The 17,292-nt window shown below is 32.1% G+C and carries 14 protein-coding genes; 7 read left to right on the top strand and 7 right to left on the bottom strand.

What is annotated here, in order from left to right:
* The first annotated feature begins 38 nt into the window (after positions 1-38).
* Positions 39-1,094, top strand: coding sequence for an NAD(P)/FAD-dependent oxidoreductase (locus ACIQ16_RS06525; RefSeq protein ID WP_396149816.1), 1,056 nt, complete (start codon positions 39-41; stop codon positions 1,092-1,094).
* Here ACIQ16_RS06525 and ACIQ16_RS06520 read toward each other — a convergent pair.
* The gene (locus tag ACIQ16_RS06520) at positions 1,083-1,475 is read right to left on the bottom strand and encodes a DUF983 domain-containing protein (RefSeq protein ID WP_396149814.1); all 393 of its coding nucleotides are present in this window, start codon (positions 1,473-1,475) and stop codon (positions 1,083-1,085) included. The genes ACIQ16_RS06525 and ACIQ16_RS06520 overlap by 12 nt on opposite strands.
* Positions 1,476-1,538: 63 nt before the next feature.
* Here ACIQ16_RS06520 and ACIQ16_RS06515 point away from each other — a divergent pair, with 63 nt between their 5' ends.
* The gene (locus ACIQ16_RS06515) at positions 1,539-3,452 is read left to right on the top strand and encodes an ABC-F family ATP-binding cassette domain-containing protein (protein ID WP_396149812.1); all 1,914 of its coding nucleotides are present in this window, start codon (positions 1,539-1,541) and stop codon (positions 3,450-3,452) included.
* Between the two features lie 549 nt (positions 3,453-4,001).
* Here the strand turns inward: ACIQ16_RS06515 and ACIQ16_RS06510 are convergent.
* The 5 genes from ACIQ16_RS06510 to ACIQ16_RS06490 form a co-directional block, all read right to left on the bottom strand.
* Entirely contained in the window at positions 4,002-6,149 is a 2,148-nt protein-coding gene (locus tag ACIQ16_RS06510) for a S46 family peptidase (RefSeq protein WP_396149810.1), read from the bottom strand.
* 174 nt (positions 6,150-6,323) lie between these two features.
* Complete coding sequence (locus tag ACIQ16_RS06505; protein ID WP_396149808.1) at positions 6,324-7,598, bottom strand: zinc-dependent metalloprotease; 1,275 nt, start codon at positions 7,596-7,598, stop codon at positions 6,324-6,326.
* 51 nt (positions 7,599-7,649) lie between these two features.
* Positions 7,650-8,651, bottom strand: a complete 1,002-nt coding sequence (gene obgE / locus ACIQ16_RS06500) for a GTPase ObgE (RefSeq protein ID WP_396149806.1) — start codon at positions 8,649-8,651, stop codon at positions 7,650-7,652.
* A gap of 99 nt (positions 8,652-8,750) precedes the next feature.
* On the bottom strand, positions 8,751-10,025 hold the full coding sequence (locus ACIQ16_RS06495; protein WP_396149804.1) for a hemolysin family protein: 1,275 nt from the start codon (positions 10,023-10,025) through the stop codon (positions 8,751-8,753).
* A gap of 31 nt (positions 10,026-10,056) precedes the next feature.
* Positions 10,057-10,629: an adenylate kinase gene (locus tag ACIQ16_RS06490; protein ID WP_291240969.1), complete on the bottom strand. Its 573-nt coding sequence runs from the start codon at positions 10,627-10,629 to the stop codon at positions 10,057-10,059.
* Between the two features lie 80 nt (positions 10,630-10,709).
* Between ACIQ16_RS06490 and ACIQ16_RS06485 the strand changes: the two genes are divergently transcribed.
* From ACIQ16_RS06485 to ACIQ16_RS06470, 4 genes are all read left to right on the top strand, one after another.
* Positions 10,710-11,261 carry a hypothetical protein gene (locus ACIQ16_RS06485; RefSeq protein ID WP_396149802.1) on the top strand — a complete coding sequence of 184 codons (552 nt, stop codon included), beginning with the start codon at positions 10,710-10,712 and terminating at the stop codon, positions 11,259-11,261.
* 60 nt (positions 11,262-11,321) lie between these two features.
* Complete coding sequence (locus ACIQ16_RS06480) at positions 11,322-12,482, top strand: 5-(carboxyamino)imidazole ribonucleotide synthase (RefSeq protein WP_396149800.1); 1,161 nt, start codon at positions 11,322-11,324, stop codon at positions 12,480-12,482.
* A gap of 74 nt (positions 12,483-12,556) precedes the next feature.
* Entirely contained in the window at positions 12,557-13,042 is a 486-nt protein-coding gene (gene purE / locus ACIQ16_RS06475; RefSeq protein ID WP_396149798.1) for a 5-(carboxyamino)imidazole ribonucleotide mutase, read from the top strand.
* A 238-nt stretch (positions 13,043-13,280) separates the two neighbouring features.
* On the top strand, positions 13,281-15,305 hold the full coding sequence (locus ACIQ16_RS06470; RefSeq protein WP_396149796.1) for a M3 family metallopeptidase: 2,025 nt from the start codon (positions 13,281-13,283) through the stop codon (positions 15,303-15,305).
* Here the strand turns inward: ACIQ16_RS06470 and ACIQ16_RS06465 are convergent.
* Positions 15,302-16,072, bottom strand: coding sequence for a hypothetical protein (locus tag ACIQ16_RS06465; RefSeq protein ID WP_396149794.1), 771 nt, complete (start codon positions 16,070-16,072; stop codon positions 15,302-15,304). The two genes, ACIQ16_RS06470 and ACIQ16_RS06465, sit on opposite strands and share 4 nt — an antisense overlap.
* Before the next feature lie 142 nt (positions 16,073-16,214).
* Between ACIQ16_RS06465 and ACIQ16_RS06460 the strand changes: the two genes are divergently transcribed.
* Positions 16,215-17,292 (top strand): glycine dehydrogenase (locus ACIQ16_RS06460; RefSeq protein ID WP_396149792.1); only part of this gene is annotated, 1,078 nt, incomplete at its 3' end.

Genomic DNA, 17,292 nt, shown 5'->3' with positions numbered 1-17,292 from the left:
ATGACAATAATGAGAATAAATTATTATAATACATCAAAATGGAAGTAGATTACCTAATTATTGGTTCAGGTTTAGCAGGAATTTGCTTTGCAGAAACGTGTTTGTTACACCATAAAAAAATAATGGTACTAAATGACAACTCTCAAAATTCTACTACAATTGCTGGAGGATTATACAATCCAATTGTTTTAAAACGATTTACAAAAATATGGGAAGCAGAAGCTCAATTGGCTATTACAATTCCATTTTATAAAAATTTAGAAAAAAAATTACATACTACATTTCTATATGAAATACCGTTATTGCGTAAATTAAATAACATTGAAGAACAAAACAATTGGTTTACCGCGTCTGACAAACCTACCCTATCCAATTATTTAAGTAGTGAATTAGAAATATTAAATAACCAGGCTGTATCAAGTAATTTTAAATTTGGAAAAGTACATCATACCGGTTTTTTAGACACTAAAAAATTGAAAGAAACCTATACTCAGTATTTACTTTCTAATTCTATGTATATTGAGGAAACCTTTGACTATTCAAAAATACATATTGAAAACAATTACATTCAATATAATAACATACGAGCCAAACAAATTGTATTCGCAGAAGGTTTTGGTTTACATAACAATCCCTATTTTAACAACTTACCACTTGATGGAACTAAAGGTGAACTATTGATTATTAAATCCGAAACTCTAAAATTAAAAGAAATTATCAATTCAAGCATTTGGATTTTACCTTTAGGAAATCATTTGTACAAAGTAGGCGCCACGTATGATTGGGAAGACAAAACCAATCAAAAAACCGAAAAAGCAAAAACAGAATTACTTACCCATTTAAAAGAAGTAATTTCTTGCGATTTTGAAGTTATAGACCATTTAGCAGGAGTACGACCAACTGTAAAAGACAGAAGACCACTTTTAGGAAAACACCATCTTCACAACCACTTATATATTTTAAACGGATTAGGAACTCGAGGTGTACTTTTTGCACCGTATTTATCAGATAAGTTATATCAATATATTGAAAATGGAATCCCATTAGACAACGAAATTTCAATAGAAAGGTGTTATAAAAAACTATTTAGATAAGTTTTCTTTCCATTTTTTATCAAAGTGAACAAAAATATTGATCCAGATATTTCTTGACATTCGCATGATTAGGGTATTGCTCAAAATTAGAGCAACAACAATTGAGATAAAAGCCGTTTTTAAATTAGCTTGAAATACAAAATGCGAAACTAAAAAGGAAATAATTCCAATTAATACTCCAAGTCCATAACTTACAAACATCGCACCAAAAAAGAAAGAAGGCTCTATTTTATATACTTGTTTACAATGCGAACACGTTTCGTGCATGGCATAAATCTTAAACACATTAAAAGGATTTGTGTCTAAATACATGCTTTCTTCATGACATTTGGGACAACAACCTGTTATCATCGCATAAATTTTAGACCCTTTACTAAACATTTTTACTATTTTGATGTAAAGGTAAAATAAGTATAGTACTTTTGCACCTTATTAGAAAAAAACATGCTAAACATACATAATCTTTCTGTTTCCTTTGGTGGAACGTATTTATTTGAAGAAGTTACTTTTAGAATGGGCGCTGGCGACAGAGTCGGTTTAGTAGGTAAAAACGGAGCAGGAAAATCGACCATGTTGAAAATTTTGGCTGGCGATTTTAAACCCGATTCTGGGCAAATTGCTACTGAAAAAGAAGTAAGAATTGGATTTTTACGACAAGATATCGATTTTGAAGCTGGAAGAACGGTTTTAGAAGAAGCGTATCAAGCGTTTACAGATATTAAAGAAGTAGAAAAAAAATTAGAAGAAATCAACCACCAATTAGTAACTAGAACCGACTACGAAAGTGAGGCCTATTCTCAAATTATAGAAGATTTATCAGATTATACGCATAGATTTGAACTTTTAGGTGGTTACAACTATGTAGGTGATACAGAAAAAATATTATTAGGCTTAGGATTTAAACGAGAGGTTTTTAACAACCAAACGGAAACATTTTCAGGTGGTTGGCGTATGCGTATTGAATTGGCAAAACTATTGCTTCAAGCCAACGATATTCTCTTATTAGATGAACCTACCAATCACTTGGATATAGAAAGTATCATTTGGTTGGAAAGTTTTTTACGAAATTACCCTGGAGTAGTAGTTATTGTATCGCACGATAAAATGTTTTTAGACAATGTTACCAATCGTACAATTGAAATTTCATTAGGAAAAGCGTATGATTTCAATAAACCGTACTCGCAATATTTAGAATTACGTCATGAAATTCGTGAAAAACAATTGGCAACTCAAAAAAATCAAGCCAAGAAAATTGAAGAAACCGAAAAATTAATTGAAAAGTTTCGTGCCAAAGCTTCTAAAGCCTCAATGGCACAATCTTTAATTAAAAAATTAGATAAGGTAGAACGAATTGAAGTGGATGAAGACGACAATTCCGTGATGAATATTTCGTTTCCTGTTTCTAAAGTGCCTGGAAGAGTAGTTATCGAAGCCGAACACGTAACAAAAGCCTACGGAGACAATACAATTTTAAAAGATATTTCACTTTTAGTAGAACGTGGCAGTAAAATTGCATTTGTAGGTCAGAATGGCCAAGGGAAATCGACTTTTATAAAAGCCATAGTAAACGAATTTGAGTTCGAAGGTTCAATAAAATTAGGCCATAATGTTCAAGTGGGTTATTTTGCACAAAATCAGGCGGAGTATTTAGATGGCGAAATTACGTTATTGCAAACCATGGAAGATGCCGCAACGGATACCAATAGAGCAAAAGTTAGAGATATGCTGGGGTCGTTTTTGTTTCGTGGTGATGATGTTGAGAAAAAAGTAAAAGTACTTTCTGGAGGCGAAAGAAACCGTTTGGCTTTGTGTAAATTATTGTTGCAACCCATTAACGTTTTGGTAATGGATGAGCCAACAAATCACTTAGATATTAAATCGAAAAATGTTTTAAAAGCGGCACTTCAAAAATATGAAGGCACGCTCCTACTCGTTTCTCACGATAGGGATTTTTTACAAGACATGTCGAATTTAGTATACGAATTTAAAGACCAAAAAATTAAAGAATATTTAGGCGATATCAATTACTTTTTAGAACAACGCAATTTAGAAAACATGCGTGATGTTGAAAAAAAGGATATTGAGAAAAAAGAAGATTCTGCAAACCAAAATTCCAAAGCTTCTTACGAAGACCAAAAGAAAAACAAATCGTTACAAAATAGATTATCAAAAATTGAAAGTCAAATTAAACAATTAGAAATTGACATTCAAAACGATGATAAAGAATTGGCTTCTAATTACGACAAGCACTTGGAAAACGCTTCATTTTTTACAGCATACAACAAGAAAAAAGCGGAATTAGACAAACTACTTTCAGATTGGGAAATGGTTCAGGAGGATATTGATAATTTGGTTTAAAAAACACCACGGATTGTTTGTCACCCTGAAAGGGTCGCACGTAAAGATGTTATGCAATACAATTTACACAATTCTTAAGCACAAACAATAAGAGATCCTTTCCAGCATGAACAAGTTTGCGGTTAAAGCATTATTGATGCATATTATGAGATTCCTCCTAAGGTCGGAATGACAAGATTGTGGTGATTGTATTGAGAATAAGGATAATAAAAGATGCTGTCAGCATAACAAGATAGTGTTGACTTTCTTTTGTTTTGAAAACGGATTTGCGTTAGTGATGGGAACGGCATCCTTTTTTATTTTGTTGCCTTCGAGTGCCTCAGGCAACAAAACAACTATTATATATGAAAGTAAACGTTGTCCGAGGTTCTCGAAGACAACTTTTACGACTAAAGAAAGGCAACAAAATTAAAAAGATATAGTGGACAGCACGACCTGAAAGGGAACGCCCAATCTTTGGACAAGCTTAGGATGACAATTATAACTATAGAAAACAAAAAAGAGTCCCGATTTCTCGAGACTCTTTTTTTATTTGTAACTTTAAGTAAATTATTTCACTAAAGTCATTTCGTCTACAATGTGTTTAGCACCAGAGAAATTTTCAATTACCCAAAGTACATAACGAATATCTACGTTAATTGTTCTTTGTAACTTTTGATCAAAAATAACATCTCCAGCCATTGCTTCAATATTTCCATCAAACGCTAAACCGATTAATTCTCCTTTTCCGTTTAATACTGGAGAACCTGAGTTACCACCTGTAATATCGTTGTCAGTTAAGAAATTAACATGTAAAGAACCATCTTTATCTGCATAACGACCGAAATCTTTTTTAGCATTCATGTCTATTACTTTTGTAGGTAAATCGAATTCTAAATCGCCTTTTTTGTATTTTTTAACTTGTCCATCTAAAGTGGTATAATTATTTACTTTAGCATCATTTCTTTTGTCAGCTGGTAAAGAACGAACTTTTCCGTATGTTAAACGTAACGTTGAATTTGCATCTGGATATAAAGTAGTACCAATTTTGGATTCTCTTAAACCTTCAACTAATAATCGGAAAGACGCACCAAAATCGTTTTGTGCTTTCATTAACTCGTCACTTCTTTTACCGATATGTGCTGTTAAATCATTTGATAAAACATATAAAGGGTCACTTGTTAAAGCTGCATCGTTTGGATTTGCTAAGTAAGCTTTAATTTTTTCAATTGAGGTAAAAATACTTGCATCAAAAGCTGAAGCCACATAATTTGTAAAATCACCATTGTTTTCTTTTGCTAATTTTTCTACTGTTGGTGCTAATGCATAACCTGCTTTTTTAGCGTATAAAGCCAACTGAGCTGCTAATATATCTTTTTCAGCAGGAATATGTAATTCCTTAAACATTTCATTTGCCATTTCTTCAATAGCCGGAGCCATTTCAGCGCGTTTAGCTGCATCTGCTTTAGTATACATTTCTAATTGTCTACCTAAAGATCTGCTAATTGTTCCAAAAGCAGACGTTCTGAATAACTGTTGTAAATAATTATCATGACGCGATTTTTCATTCGTCATATCATAATATTTATTGATATTGGCTACTACATTTCCGTATTTAGCTTGATTTGCTGGTTGATTTGCCCAAGTATTAAATTTAGCTTCTTGAGCTGCTTTTGATTTTGCTGTTCCAAATTTTGTTAAGGCATCAATCATACCTTGACGGTTTTTCCAATAGTTAGCTACACCTGCAAATTTAGAAGCGTAAACTAAATTTAAAGCATCAGATTGAACCATATATTTTTTCATATTGTCCATTCCAGTTTTAGAGCCTTCTACCCAAGCAGGGTATGCAAATTTTACGTTTTGCTCAATTCCACCAGCTGGCATCCAACGGTTTGTACGACCTGGATATCCTAAAATCATAGCAAAATCGTTTTCTTTAACACCGCTTAAATTAACTGGTAAATGATGTTTAGGGTTTAACGGAACATTGTTTACAGAATATTCTGCAGGATTTCCGTTAGCATCTGCATAAATTCTAAACATAGAAAAATCTGCAGTATGACGTGGCCATTCCCAGTTGTCTGTATCTCCACCAAATTTTCCTAAGCTTTCTGGAGGCGTACCAACTAAACGAACATCTTTATAATCTTGATATACGAAATAGTAATATTCATTTCCTTGAAAAAACGGACGAACTGAAACGGTATATTTTCCGCCTTCATTGTTTTCTTTTTCAATTTTAGCAATTTCTTGGTTGATTGCTTTTTCTCTTTCAGCTTCACTCATTCCTGGAGTTACAACTGATAAAATTCTTTTTGAACAATCGTCCATACGAACGAAGAAACGCACAAATAAACTCGAAGGTTTTAATTCTTCTTTTCTGTTTGCTGCCCAATATCCTTCTTTTAAATAATTTTTTTCTGCAGTAGATAATTCCGCTATCGCATCATAACCACAGTGGTGATTGGTTAATACCAAACCATCTTTTGAGATTAATTCAGCTGTACAACCTCCATTAAACTGCACAATAGCATCTTTTAAACTATGGTTGTTAATGCTGTAAATTTCTTGAGGGGTTAACTGTAATCCCATTTTTTGCATATCACGGTGATTTAAACGTTCAATGAACATTAAAAACCACATACCTTCATCTGCTTTAACGCTCATTGGCATCAGCATAATTCCAGCAACTAAGGATAAAATAATTTTTTTCATTTTAATTTCAGGTAAAGTTAATTAATATTAAAGTAGTCGATAAATTTAAATAAATGTTACAGCTTTCAGACTATTTTTTGTTTAAAAATATTTATGTTAATCATATTATTATTTAATAAAAAACAGTTAAAAGTAAACTTCCAACTGTTTTTTTAAATATTATTTATTATAGAATTATTCTATAATTATTTTTTTAGTGGTTTGAGCACCTTTACTCTGAATCGTTACAAAATACATACCGCTCAAGGCGTTTTCTAATTCAATATTTTGAACTAAATCCGATGTTTGATTATATTCTGCATTGAAAATTTCTCTACCTAAAGCATCAATAATTATAACCGAATAATTATCTGTAACTTCAGTCAATTGAATTGAAAAAACACCTTTATTAGGGTTCGGAGCAATTGAAAAATTATTTTTTACAAAATCATTATTTGCTAAAACGTTTGTTTGTAACTGAGAAGATATAAAGTTGTACCAAGCCATCATTCTTGTAACTTGCCCAGCTGTAAACATGTACATACACGAATCCTGAACGTAATCCATATAATTCATTGTTAGTTGAGTAAAACCACAAGTTGAAGTTACAGATCCGTCTGGATCGCAATTATAGTAGGGAGATCCTGCAGCAGGAGTATCACAAACTCTATCACCTGTAGTAGCACAATTACTTCCACATCCTTGAAAAGTATGATATAAATTAAAGAAGTGTCCTAACTCATGTGTCAAAGTTCTGCCCAAATTATATGGTGCGCTTGGTACATATCCAGAACAACTAGTTGGTGTTCCTGTCATTGTAGCTCCAAAAGCATCATTATCAATTACAACTGTCATACCTTGATTAGGCATACCTCCTAGAGGTGAATATCCTAAAATGCTTCCGCTAATATTTCTAACAACTAAATTACAATAACCTGTCCATTCTGAATCACTATCTGCCCCTGATAAAAAATTAGTACCAAAAGTAATTGCTAACGTTCCATTTGACAAACCGGAACTAGCTGGATGATTTTGAGTAGCAATTTCCCATGAAACATCCATATCTCCTATATTTACACCAGGATAATAAGCACTTGCATCTGTCCAAAGTGAAATATCGGAATTAGTAGCATTATAATCTGCATTTAATATGGCTATCTGTTTTTGAGCCAATAATCGCAAGCAATTTTTTACGGTTGCTGTACTTGAATTTGCAACAGATGGATAGTGAATAGCCACAGGAATTCTAATTGTAGCATTGGTGCTAAATGTAGCGTTACCATTTCTCTGTTGCTGCGCATTAGTTAGTCTCTGTAATTCGCTTTCAAATTGTTTTTGCAGATCTAAATATTGTTGTTTCATCTCTGGATTAGACAACATTTTTTCCATGTATGCGTCAGTTCCGCAGGTTCTTTGTTGTCCAAAACTTATGGAAACAACAAAAAGTAATAAAAGTAATTTTGTTTTCATTTGAATATTTTATTATTAAGTTTCAAAAATATAAAAAAAATTGAATAAATGCTAAATATTCAACATTTTCCACAATTTATCTTTCAATTCTGTTAAACCTTGTTGCGCAACAGAAGATATAAACATATAATCAAGACCTTTTAGTTCTTTATCTAATTGTTGTTTCATTTCTTTTTGTAATTCGTCGTCTAACATATCGCATTTAGAAATCACCAACAATCGGTCTTTATCTAACATTTCGGGATTATATCGTCTTAATTCATCAAGAAGAATTTCGTATTCTTTCTTAATATCATCTGCATCAGCTGGAACCAAAAATAATAACGTAGAATTTCTTTCAATATGTCTTAAAAAATAATGCCCTAAACCTTTACCTTCAGCTGCTCCTTCAATGATTCCAGGAATATCTGCAATTACAAAGGATTGAAAATCTCTATAAGCTACAATTCCTAAATTGGGTTTTAAAGTAGTAAATGCATAATCTGCAATTTTTGGTTTTGCAGATGTTAAAACAGATAATAAAGTCGATTTTCCAGCATTTGGAAAGCCTACTAAACCAACATCAGCAAGCACTTTTAATTCTAAAATAACATCTACTTCCTCTCCAGGAATTCCAGGTTGTGCATATCTTGGCGTTTGGTTAGTAGAACTTCTGAAATTCCAGTTACCTAAACCACCTTTTCCACCACGAGCTAAAATTTTAGTTTCACCGTCTTCTGTAATTTCAAATAAAATTTCGCCAGTTTCTTTATCTTTTATTACTGTCCCTAAAGGAACTTCTATAAATTTATCTTCTCCATCATGTCCGGTACTTCTACTGCTTCCTCCATCTCCACCGTGACCTGATTTCACATGTCGCAAAAATTTCAAATGAAACAACGTCCATAAATTTTTACTTCCTCTAATAATCACATGACCTCCACGACCACCGTCTCCACCATCTGGACCACCTTTTTCAATAAATTTTTCTCTGTGTAAGTGAGAAGAACCCTTCCCGCCTTTACCAGATGCAACATATATTTTTACGTAGTCTACGAAATTTCCTTCAGTCATTTTCTTGTTTTTTAGCTTTCAGTTGTAAAACCAATTGAAACTATTCTATAATATTAATTTTTAATTTTTATGCAGACTAAAAACTGCGAATGCAACTGCTTACTCTGTAATTACTTTTATTAAAATCTTATCAATTTTAACGCCATCCATATCCATCACTTCAAATTCTAATTTATTCCATATTAGCTTTTCGCCTTGTTTTGGAATACTACCTAATTCTGTAATAATCAATCCACTAACAGTAGTAACCTCATAATCATTAAGCATATCATCTAAATCGAAATACGTCATAAAATCGTGTAACGAATACTGTCCATCCACTAACCAAGTTCCGTCTTCTCTTGCCAGTAATTGATATTCTTCATCAGAAAAATCGGCTGCGTCACCTACTAATGCTTCTAAGATATCATTTAAAGTAATAATTCCCTGAAAAACGCCATATTCATCTGTAACTAATGCATAATGAATTTTAGACTTTTTAAAGTTTTCTAACGCTTTGTAAGCTGAAGTATGTTCAATAAAATATACCGGCTCAATCATAATTTTCTGTAAATCGAAATCGCCTTTTTCAATATTTGCAAATAAATCTTTTAATAAAACAACCCCTATAACTTCATCCAAATTTTCATTACAAACAGGGTATACAGAATGCAATTCATCTAAAATTTTCGCTTTTAGTTCTTCATAACTCTCATCTAAAGCCAGATAAACAATGCTTTTTCTGTGCGTCATTAAAGAATTAACTTTTCTGTCACCAATATGAAACACGCGTTCCACAATATCTTGCTCAATTTCTTGTACTTCACCAACTTCTGTTCCTTCTTTGATAATGGCTTTTATTTCTTCTTCAGTAACCTTGCCATCTGCGGTTGGTTTAATCTTAAATATTTTTAAAATAAAATCTGTAGAAGTAGTTAATAACCAAATAAATGGAGCAGTAACAATAGACATTACTTTCATAGGAACGGCTACAGACTTAGCAATGGTTTCAGGATAATTTAGCCCAATTCTTTTTGGTAATAATTCGCCAAATACTAATGAAAAGAAAGTTAAAATCACAACAACAACACTAACTGCTAAAGTGTGAGCATATGGAAAAGTTAATGTATAGGTTGCGAAAAAAGTTTCAACATCTGTTGTTATTTTATCGCCAGAATAAATACCTGTTAAAATACCAATTAAAGTAATACCAATTTGTACCGTAGACAAAAATTTGTTAGGTGAATTGGCTAAATCTAAAGCTGTTTTTGCACTCGTGTTGCCTTTTTTGGCGGCGGTTTCTAACCTATTTTTTCTTGCTGATATGAGTGCAATCTCTGACATAGAGAAAATTCCATTGAGCAGTATCAACAAGAATATTATGACTATTTCCAATTTTTATATAGTTGAATTAAATGCAATGTACTTAAAATTTATCGATTATTGTACTTAATCGTTCTGTAATTTCTTCAATCGAACCAATTCCGTTTACAGCATAAAACTTTCCTTGTGCCTCGTAATACGACATTAAAGGTGCTGTTTTTTCGTTATATTCTTGGTATCTGTTTCTAATTTTTTCTTCGTCTTGATCGTCTGGTCTGCCTGAAGTTTTTCCTCTTTCTAACAAACGTTTTACTAAAATTTCATCGTCTGCTTCTAAAGCAACTGTAGCTGTAATTTCTTCGTTTTTAGACGTTAAAAAAGCATCTAAAGCTTCTGCTTGAGCAATTGTTCTTGGAAAACCATCAAACAAAAAACCTCTTGATTGACTGTTTTTTTCTACTTCACTTTGTAACATTTGAATGGTTACAGAATCTGGAACCAAATCTCCTTTATCCATATAGGTTTTGGCCAATAAGCCCAATTCTGTTTCGTTTTTAATGTTAAATCTAAAAATATCGCCAGTAGATAAATGCGTTAACGAATATTTTTCTTTTAAAAATTCTGCTTGAGTTCCTTTACCAGCGCCTGGTTTTCCGAATAAAACAATATTAATCATTGTGTTGTTAAAGTTAAAATAAACCACAAATTTACAAACTATTAAACATATAAAAACATTATTATGTGTTTTTTTAAAAATTGATTATTTTTACATCGATGGATCAAGCATTTTACAAACTGCTATCGGAAAGTACTGCACATCGAATAAGTCGAGAATTTATTCGCGATTATGTATTTCAAAATCCAGAAAAATTGCAATATTTAATGGAAATTGGTCTAAATGAAAAAGATAAAATTCACATTAAAGCGTGTTGGTCATTAGAATTAATTTTCGAAATCAAAATGGAACTAATTCTTCCTTTTTTAGATGATTTTTTAACAAAAATAAGACAGTTTAAAGATGATTCTGCTATTAGACCTATTTCTAAAATATGTATGTTTTTATCTAAATCGAAAACTATAAAACTTTCCGAAAACCAAGAAACAAAAATTATTGAAACCTGTTTAGATTGGCTAATTCAGGATAAAAAAGTAGCTACAAAAGCCTATTCTATGATAACTTTATACAATTTCGGGAAAAAATACCCTTGGATTAATGAAGACTTAAAAACCATACTTTCGCAAGATTTTTTTAAACATTCCGCCGCATATAAAGCAGCTGCTAAAGATATTTTAAGAAAACTAAAATAGCAGCTAATTGCGAAACAAATTCAAATTAGTATCTTTGCACAAACACAACAACAACAACTAATGAATTATTTTTCTTCAGATTTTAAATTAGGTATTTTAGGTGGCGGTCAATTGGGCAAAATGCTTTTGACAGAAACCCGAAAATTTGATATCACTACTTTCGTTTTAGATCCAAGTAACGAAGCGCCAGCCCAGTATGGAGCAACTAAATTTTTTGTTGGAAGTTTGTTAGATTACGAAACCGTTTACCAATTTGGTAAAATGTGTAATGCCATTACCATTGAAATTGAAAATGTAAATTTAGACGCATTAGAAAAGTTAGAAGAAGAAGGACATATTGTATATCCATCGCCTAAAACGTTACGATTAATTCAGAACAAAGGAAAACAAAAAGATTTTTATGTTGAAAACAATATTCCAACATCAAAACACCAACGTTTTGTAGATTTAAATGATTTAAAAAAAGCATTAGAAAAAGACGAGTTAGAATTTCCTTTTGTTTGGAAGTGCGCCCAATTTGGATATGATGGAAATGGCGTGAAAATTTGTCGTTCTACAATGGATTTATTACATTTACCTGAAGTTGAATGCATTGCAGAAGAAATGGTGCCGTTTAAAAATGAGTTAGCCGTGATTGTTGCCCGAAATGCAAATGGCGACATTAAAACCTATCCTGTAGTGGAAATGGAATTTCATCCAGAAGCCAATCAGGTAGAATATGTAATTTGTCCAGCCCGAATTGATGAAAAAGTGGCGCAATTAGCTATTGAAACGGCTTTACAAGTTTCGAAAGCATTTGATCACGTAGGATTATTAGCTGTAGAAATGTTTCAAACAGAAAACGACGACATTTTAGTAAATGAAGTAGCACCAAGGCCACATAATTCAGGACATCATACCATTGAAGCGAGTTATACTTCGCAATTTGAAAACCATTTACGTTCAGTTTTAAATTTACCTTTAGGAAATACTGATAGTAAAGTTGCTGGAATTATGGTGAATTTGGTGGGTGAAGAAGATTTTTCTGGACCTGTAATATACGAAAACATCGAAAAAATAATGGCAATTGATGGCGTGACACCTCATATTTATGGTAAAAAAGAAACAAGACCATTCAGAAAAATGGGACACGTTACGATTGTTAATGAGGATATGGCATCAGCCAGAAAAATTGCCGAAGAAGTAAAGAATTCAATTAGAGTAATTAGTGAAGTAAAATAAACACAGATATTACAAATTAGCACAAATTAAATCTGTGAAAATCTGTGAAATCTGTGTTCAAAAAAATATAACTTATGAGTAAAGTAGCCATTATAATGGGAAGCATTTCGGATATGCCAGTGATGCAAGAAGCCATAGATATCTTAAAAGGATTTGATATTGAAACCGAAGTTGATATTGTTTCGGCACACAGAACACCGGAAAAATTATTCGATTTTAGTAAAAATGCACACACTCGTGGAATTTCAGTAATTATTGCTGGAGCTGGCGGAGCGGCACATTTACCAGGAATGGTGGCTTCTATGAGTCCGCTTCCGGTAATTGGAGTTCCTGTAAAATCGAGCAATTCTATTGATGGATGGGATTCTGTTTTATCAATATTACAAATGCCTGGCGGAGTTCCTGTGGCAACAGTTGCTTTAAACGGAGCAAAAAATGCTGGGATTTTAGCCGCACAAATTATAGGTAGTTCAGATAAATGCGTGTTAGATAAAATTATTTTCTACAAAGAAGGTTTACGTGATACCGTGTTAAAGGCATCTGAAAACTTAAAAAAATAAAAAACCCCGATAAAAATCGGGGCCAAAAAACTATTCACTATTAAGTGACAACTATAAAAAAAAAATCTGTTTGGGGGTAAAAAAATGATTTGCTTCATTTTTTCTTTTACAAATATACGTATTTTATCGGTAAAAAAAGTGTTTTGTCGGATTTTTTTGAAAATATTTTTAAAGTAATCCTAAAACACTGATTTATAAACTGATAATAAATATCAAATACCACAAAAAACTTACATATATGTCGATTTTAACCGAAAAATTCAACACTAAATACAATTCAGCACCATTTGCTAAAATAAAATTAGAAGATTATTTCCCAGCTTTTGTTCAAAACATAGAAAAAGCACGAATTGAAATTGACAAAATTATTCATTCTACTGAACCAGCTACTTTTAAAAACACCATCGAAGCATTAGAATATTCTGGTGAAGCGTTAGACCGAATGTCAAGTATTTTTTTTAATTTAAATTCGGCAGAAACTTCAGATGAAATGCAAAAAATCGCACAAGAAGTTACGCCATTACTTACAGAATTTGGAAACGATATTGCTTTAAACGAAGATTTGTTTAAAAAAGTAAAATCCGTTTATGAGAACAAAAACGATAAAAATTTAACAACAGAACAAGCTACATTATTAGAAAAAAAATACAAAGGTTTTACTCGAAATGGAGCGTTACTTACCGAAGATAAAAAAACACGTTTACGAGAAATTGATACCGAATTGGCACAATTACAATTGACTTTTGGCGAAAACACCTTAGCAGAAACAAATAATTTTGAATTACACATTACAAATGAAGTAGATTTAAAAGGGTTACCTGAAGGAGCTAAAGAAGCCGCAGCTGATTTAGCCAAATCAAAAGAAAAAACAGGTTGGCTATTTACTTTAGATTTTCCAAGTTATATGCCATTTGTAACTTATGTTGAAAAAAGAGAATTAAGAAAAGAAATGGCAATTTCGTTTGGCAAAAAAGCCTTTCAAAATAACGAATATAATAATGAAGAAATTACTAAAAAAATTGTAGCCCTTCGTCATGAACGTGCTAATTTATTAGGATACGAAACGCATGCGCATTTTGTTTTAGAAGAACGAATGGCGCAAAACCCAACAAAAGTTCTTTCTTTCTTAAATGATATTTTAGAAAAAGCCAAACCCGCTGCTAAAAGAGAATTTGAACAATTAGCTGCATTTGCAAAAGAATTAGACGGAATTGAACAATTAGAAAAATGGGATAGCGCCTATTATTCAGAAAAATTGAAACAAAAATTATTCAATTTAGACGATGAATCATTAAAACCTTATTTCAAATTAGAAAATGTATTAAACGGCGCATTTACAATTGCAGAAAAACTTTTCGGAATAACATTTAACGAAGTTTTTGAGATTGATAAATACCATTCTGATGTACAAACTTTCGAAGTTTTAGATGAAAATAAAAACTTAGTTGCGATATTTTACACCGATTTCTTTCCAAGAAAAGGCAAAAGAAATGGCGCTTGGATGACCTCTTTCAAACCACAATATATAAAAGACGGAAATAATGAAAGACCTCACGTTTCTAATGTGTGTAATTTTACGCCACCGACTGCAACAAAACCTTCTTTATTAACGTTTAATGAAGTCACGACTTTGTTTCACGAATTTGGTCACGGATTACATGGTATGTTAGCCAATACCACCTACCCTAGCCTATCGGGAACTTCAGTGTTTTGGGATTTTGTAGAATTGCCGTCTCAAGTAATGGAAAATTGGTGTTACGAACCAGAAGCATTGGCTTTGTTTGCTAAACATTATGAAACGGGCGAAATTATTCCACAAGCATATGTGGAAAAAATTAAAGAATCGGCAAGTTTCTTAGAAGGAATGGCCACCTTACGCCAATTGAGTTTTGGCTTATTAGACATGGAATATCATGGAAAAAACCAACCGATTGAAAATGTAAAAGCGTTTGAAAAACAAGCTATGGGCGACACGTCATTATTTCCAGATGTTGCAGAAAATTGCATGAGTGTTTCATTTTCTCATATATTTCAAGGCGGCTATTCTTCTGGATATTATAGTTATAAATGGGCAGAAGTTTTAGATGCCGATGCGTTTGCTTATTTTAAAGAAAAAGGCATTTTTAATAAAGAAGTCGCTACCAAATTTAAAGATAATGTATTGTCAAAAGGTGGCACGGAGCATCCAATGACGCTATATAAAAACTTTAGAGGACAAGAGCCAAATGCAGATGCTTTGCTGAAAAGAGCGGGGTTGATTTAATTAAAAATCAAAACTAACAACCACCACAAAATAGGAATACTTTCCACCCAAAAACTGGTGTAATATTTTGTGTTTTTTGTCGAAGAAAATTCAATAAAAAGTCCGATTATAATTGCTATTACTATATCGAAACGTTCAAAACGCAATATTAAACTCAGAATACAAAATACAGCTAAAAAAACATATCCTAAATACTTTGTTTTTTTTATACCAAATTTCTGAGGAATCGTTTGTAAGGTTATTGCATCATGCTGCGAATCATAAATTTCAAGTGGAATTAACAACGCGCATATCAGAAAAAATAATTTGACTTGCAAAATCGCATCGTAAAAAAACACCGTTTTAGTTTCTAAAGTTGGAATATAACTCACCACATACGTTACGCAAAAACTCACAACGGCTATTTTTAAAAACCAATATTTGCGTAAAAACGGATACAATACAACCAAAAAAAAGATTTGTAAAAATGCGATTTGAAAACTAAACTTTAATTGAAAAAAACAAAATACAAAAGTCAAAAATGCAACTGTTGTAATTCCTAAAACAGATTTATTTTTGTGTATTGAAAACTTAGTGGATTTCCAAAATTCGAAATATTTTAAAACCGAATAACCCAAAACACTTCCAGAAAAAATAGCTAATTCTAAAAACACGTTAGAAGAAATGTTTAACGAAAGTTCTACTACTTTTACAAAGGAGAAAATGGCAAAAGCAACATGTAAACTACTTTTGATGTATAAATCGAAAATTTGTTTTAAAACTAACATTCAACAAAAATAATCAAAGTGTTAATAACAAGCTATTTTAGTTGATAAAAATCACAAAAATTCAACTAAAAAGCAATTAATTTTAGCAGATTAATAATTACTTTTGTACTCAAATTTAAACACAACCTATTTTTATATATAAATGAAAACAGATGCTTTTGCTTTACGACACATTGGAACAGGTGAAAACGACCTAAACCACATGTTAAAAACTATTGGAGTAGATTCAGTAGATCAATTAATTTACGAAACTATTCCTACAGATATTCGTTTAAAAAACGAACTAAATCTGGAAAAACCTATGACCGAATATGAGTATTTAAATCATATACAAGAATTAGGTAAAAAGAATAAAGTATTCAAATCATATATTGGATTAGGTTACAACCCAGCTATTGTTCCTGCGGTAATTCAAAGAAACGTTTTTGAAAACCCGGGTTGGTACACTGCTTACACACCTTACCAAGCAGAAATTGCTCAAGGACGTTTGGAAGCTATTTTAAATTACCAAACTACCGTAATTGAACTTACTGGAATGGAAATTGCAAATGCTTCTTTATTAGATGAAGGAACAGCTGCAGCTGAAGCAATGACTTTATTGTTCGATGTTAGAACCCGTGATCAAAAGAAAAATAATGTTTGTAAATTCTTTGTTTCAGAAGAAATTTTACCACAAACATTATCAGTTCTTCAAACCCGTTCTACGCCACTTGACATTGAATTAGTAGTTGGAAATCATGAAACATTTGATTTTTCATCAGACTTTTTCGGAGCCATCCTTCAATATCCAGGGAAGTTTGGTCAATTAAACGACTATACTTCATTTATAGCAAAAGCATCAGAAAATGAAATTAAAGTAGCTGTTGCGGCCGATATTTTATCTTTAGTGAAATTAAAATCTCCAGGTGAAATGGGAGCTGCGGTTGTAGTTGGCACTTCACAACGTTTTGGAATTCCAATGGGTTACGGCGGTCCTCATGCTGCTTTTTTCGCTACAAAAGACGAATATAAACGCTCGATGCCAGGAAGAATTATTGGTGTTTCAATTGATGTAAACGGAAATCGCGCCTTACGTATGGCGTTAGGAACTCGCGAACAACATATTAAACGAGAAAAAGCAACTTCAAATATCTGTACCGCTCAAGTTTTATTGGCAGTTATGGCTGGAATGTATGCGGTCTATCACGGACCAAAAGGTTTAAAATATATTGCAAACAAAG

This window comes from Flavobacterium sp., from assembly GCF_044360715.1.
Classification (GTDB): domain Bacteria; phylum Bacteroidota; class Bacteroidia; order Flavobacteriales; family Flavobacteriaceae; genus Flavobacterium.
The sequence above is the reverse complement of the archived record's forward strand: the minus strand, read 5'-3'. Positions and strand labels throughout refer to the sequence as shown.

Coding starts and splice junctions, on each gene's coding strand:
- ACIQ16_RS06525 (WP_396149816.1), top strand. CDS start 39: ATGGAAGTAGATTACCTAATTATTGGTTCAGGTTTAGCAGGAATTTGC.
- ACIQ16_RS06520 (WP_396149814.1), bottom strand. CDS start 1,475: ATGTTTAGTAAAGGGTCTAAAATTTATGCGATGATAACAGGTTGTTGT.
- ACIQ16_RS06515 (WP_396149812.1), top strand. CDS start 1,539: ATGCTAAACATACATAATCTTTCTGTTTCCTTTGGTGGAACGTATTTA.
- ACIQ16_RS06510 (WP_396149810.1), bottom strand. CDS start 6,149: ATGAAAAAAATTATTTTATCCTTAGTTGCTGGAATTATGCTGATGCCA.
- ACIQ16_RS06505 (WP_396149808.1), bottom strand. CDS start 7,598: ATGAAAACAAAATTACTTTTATTACTTTTTGTTGTTTCCATAAGTTTT.
- obgE (WP_396149806.1), bottom strand. CDS start 8,651: ATGACTGAAGGAAATTTCGTAGACTACGTAAAAATATATGTTGCATCT.
- ACIQ16_RS06490 (WP_291240969.1), bottom strand. CDS start 10,629: ATGATTAATATTGTTTTATTCGGAAAACCAGGCGCTGGTAAAGGAACT.
- ACIQ16_RS06480 (WP_396149800.1), top strand. CDS start 11,322: ATGAATTATTTTTCTTCAGATTTTAAATTAGGTATTTTAGGTGGCGGT.
- purE (WP_396149798.1), top strand. CDS start 12,557: ATGAGTAAAGTAGCCATTATAATGGGAAGCATTTCGGATATGCCAGTG.
- ACIQ16_RS06470 (WP_396149796.1), top strand. CDS start 13,281: ATGTCGATTTTAACCGAAAAATTCAACACTAAATACAATTCAGCACCA.
- ACIQ16_RS06465 (WP_396149794.1), bottom strand. CDS start 16,072: ATGTTAGTTTTAAAACAAATTTTCGATTTATACATCAAAAGTAGTTTA.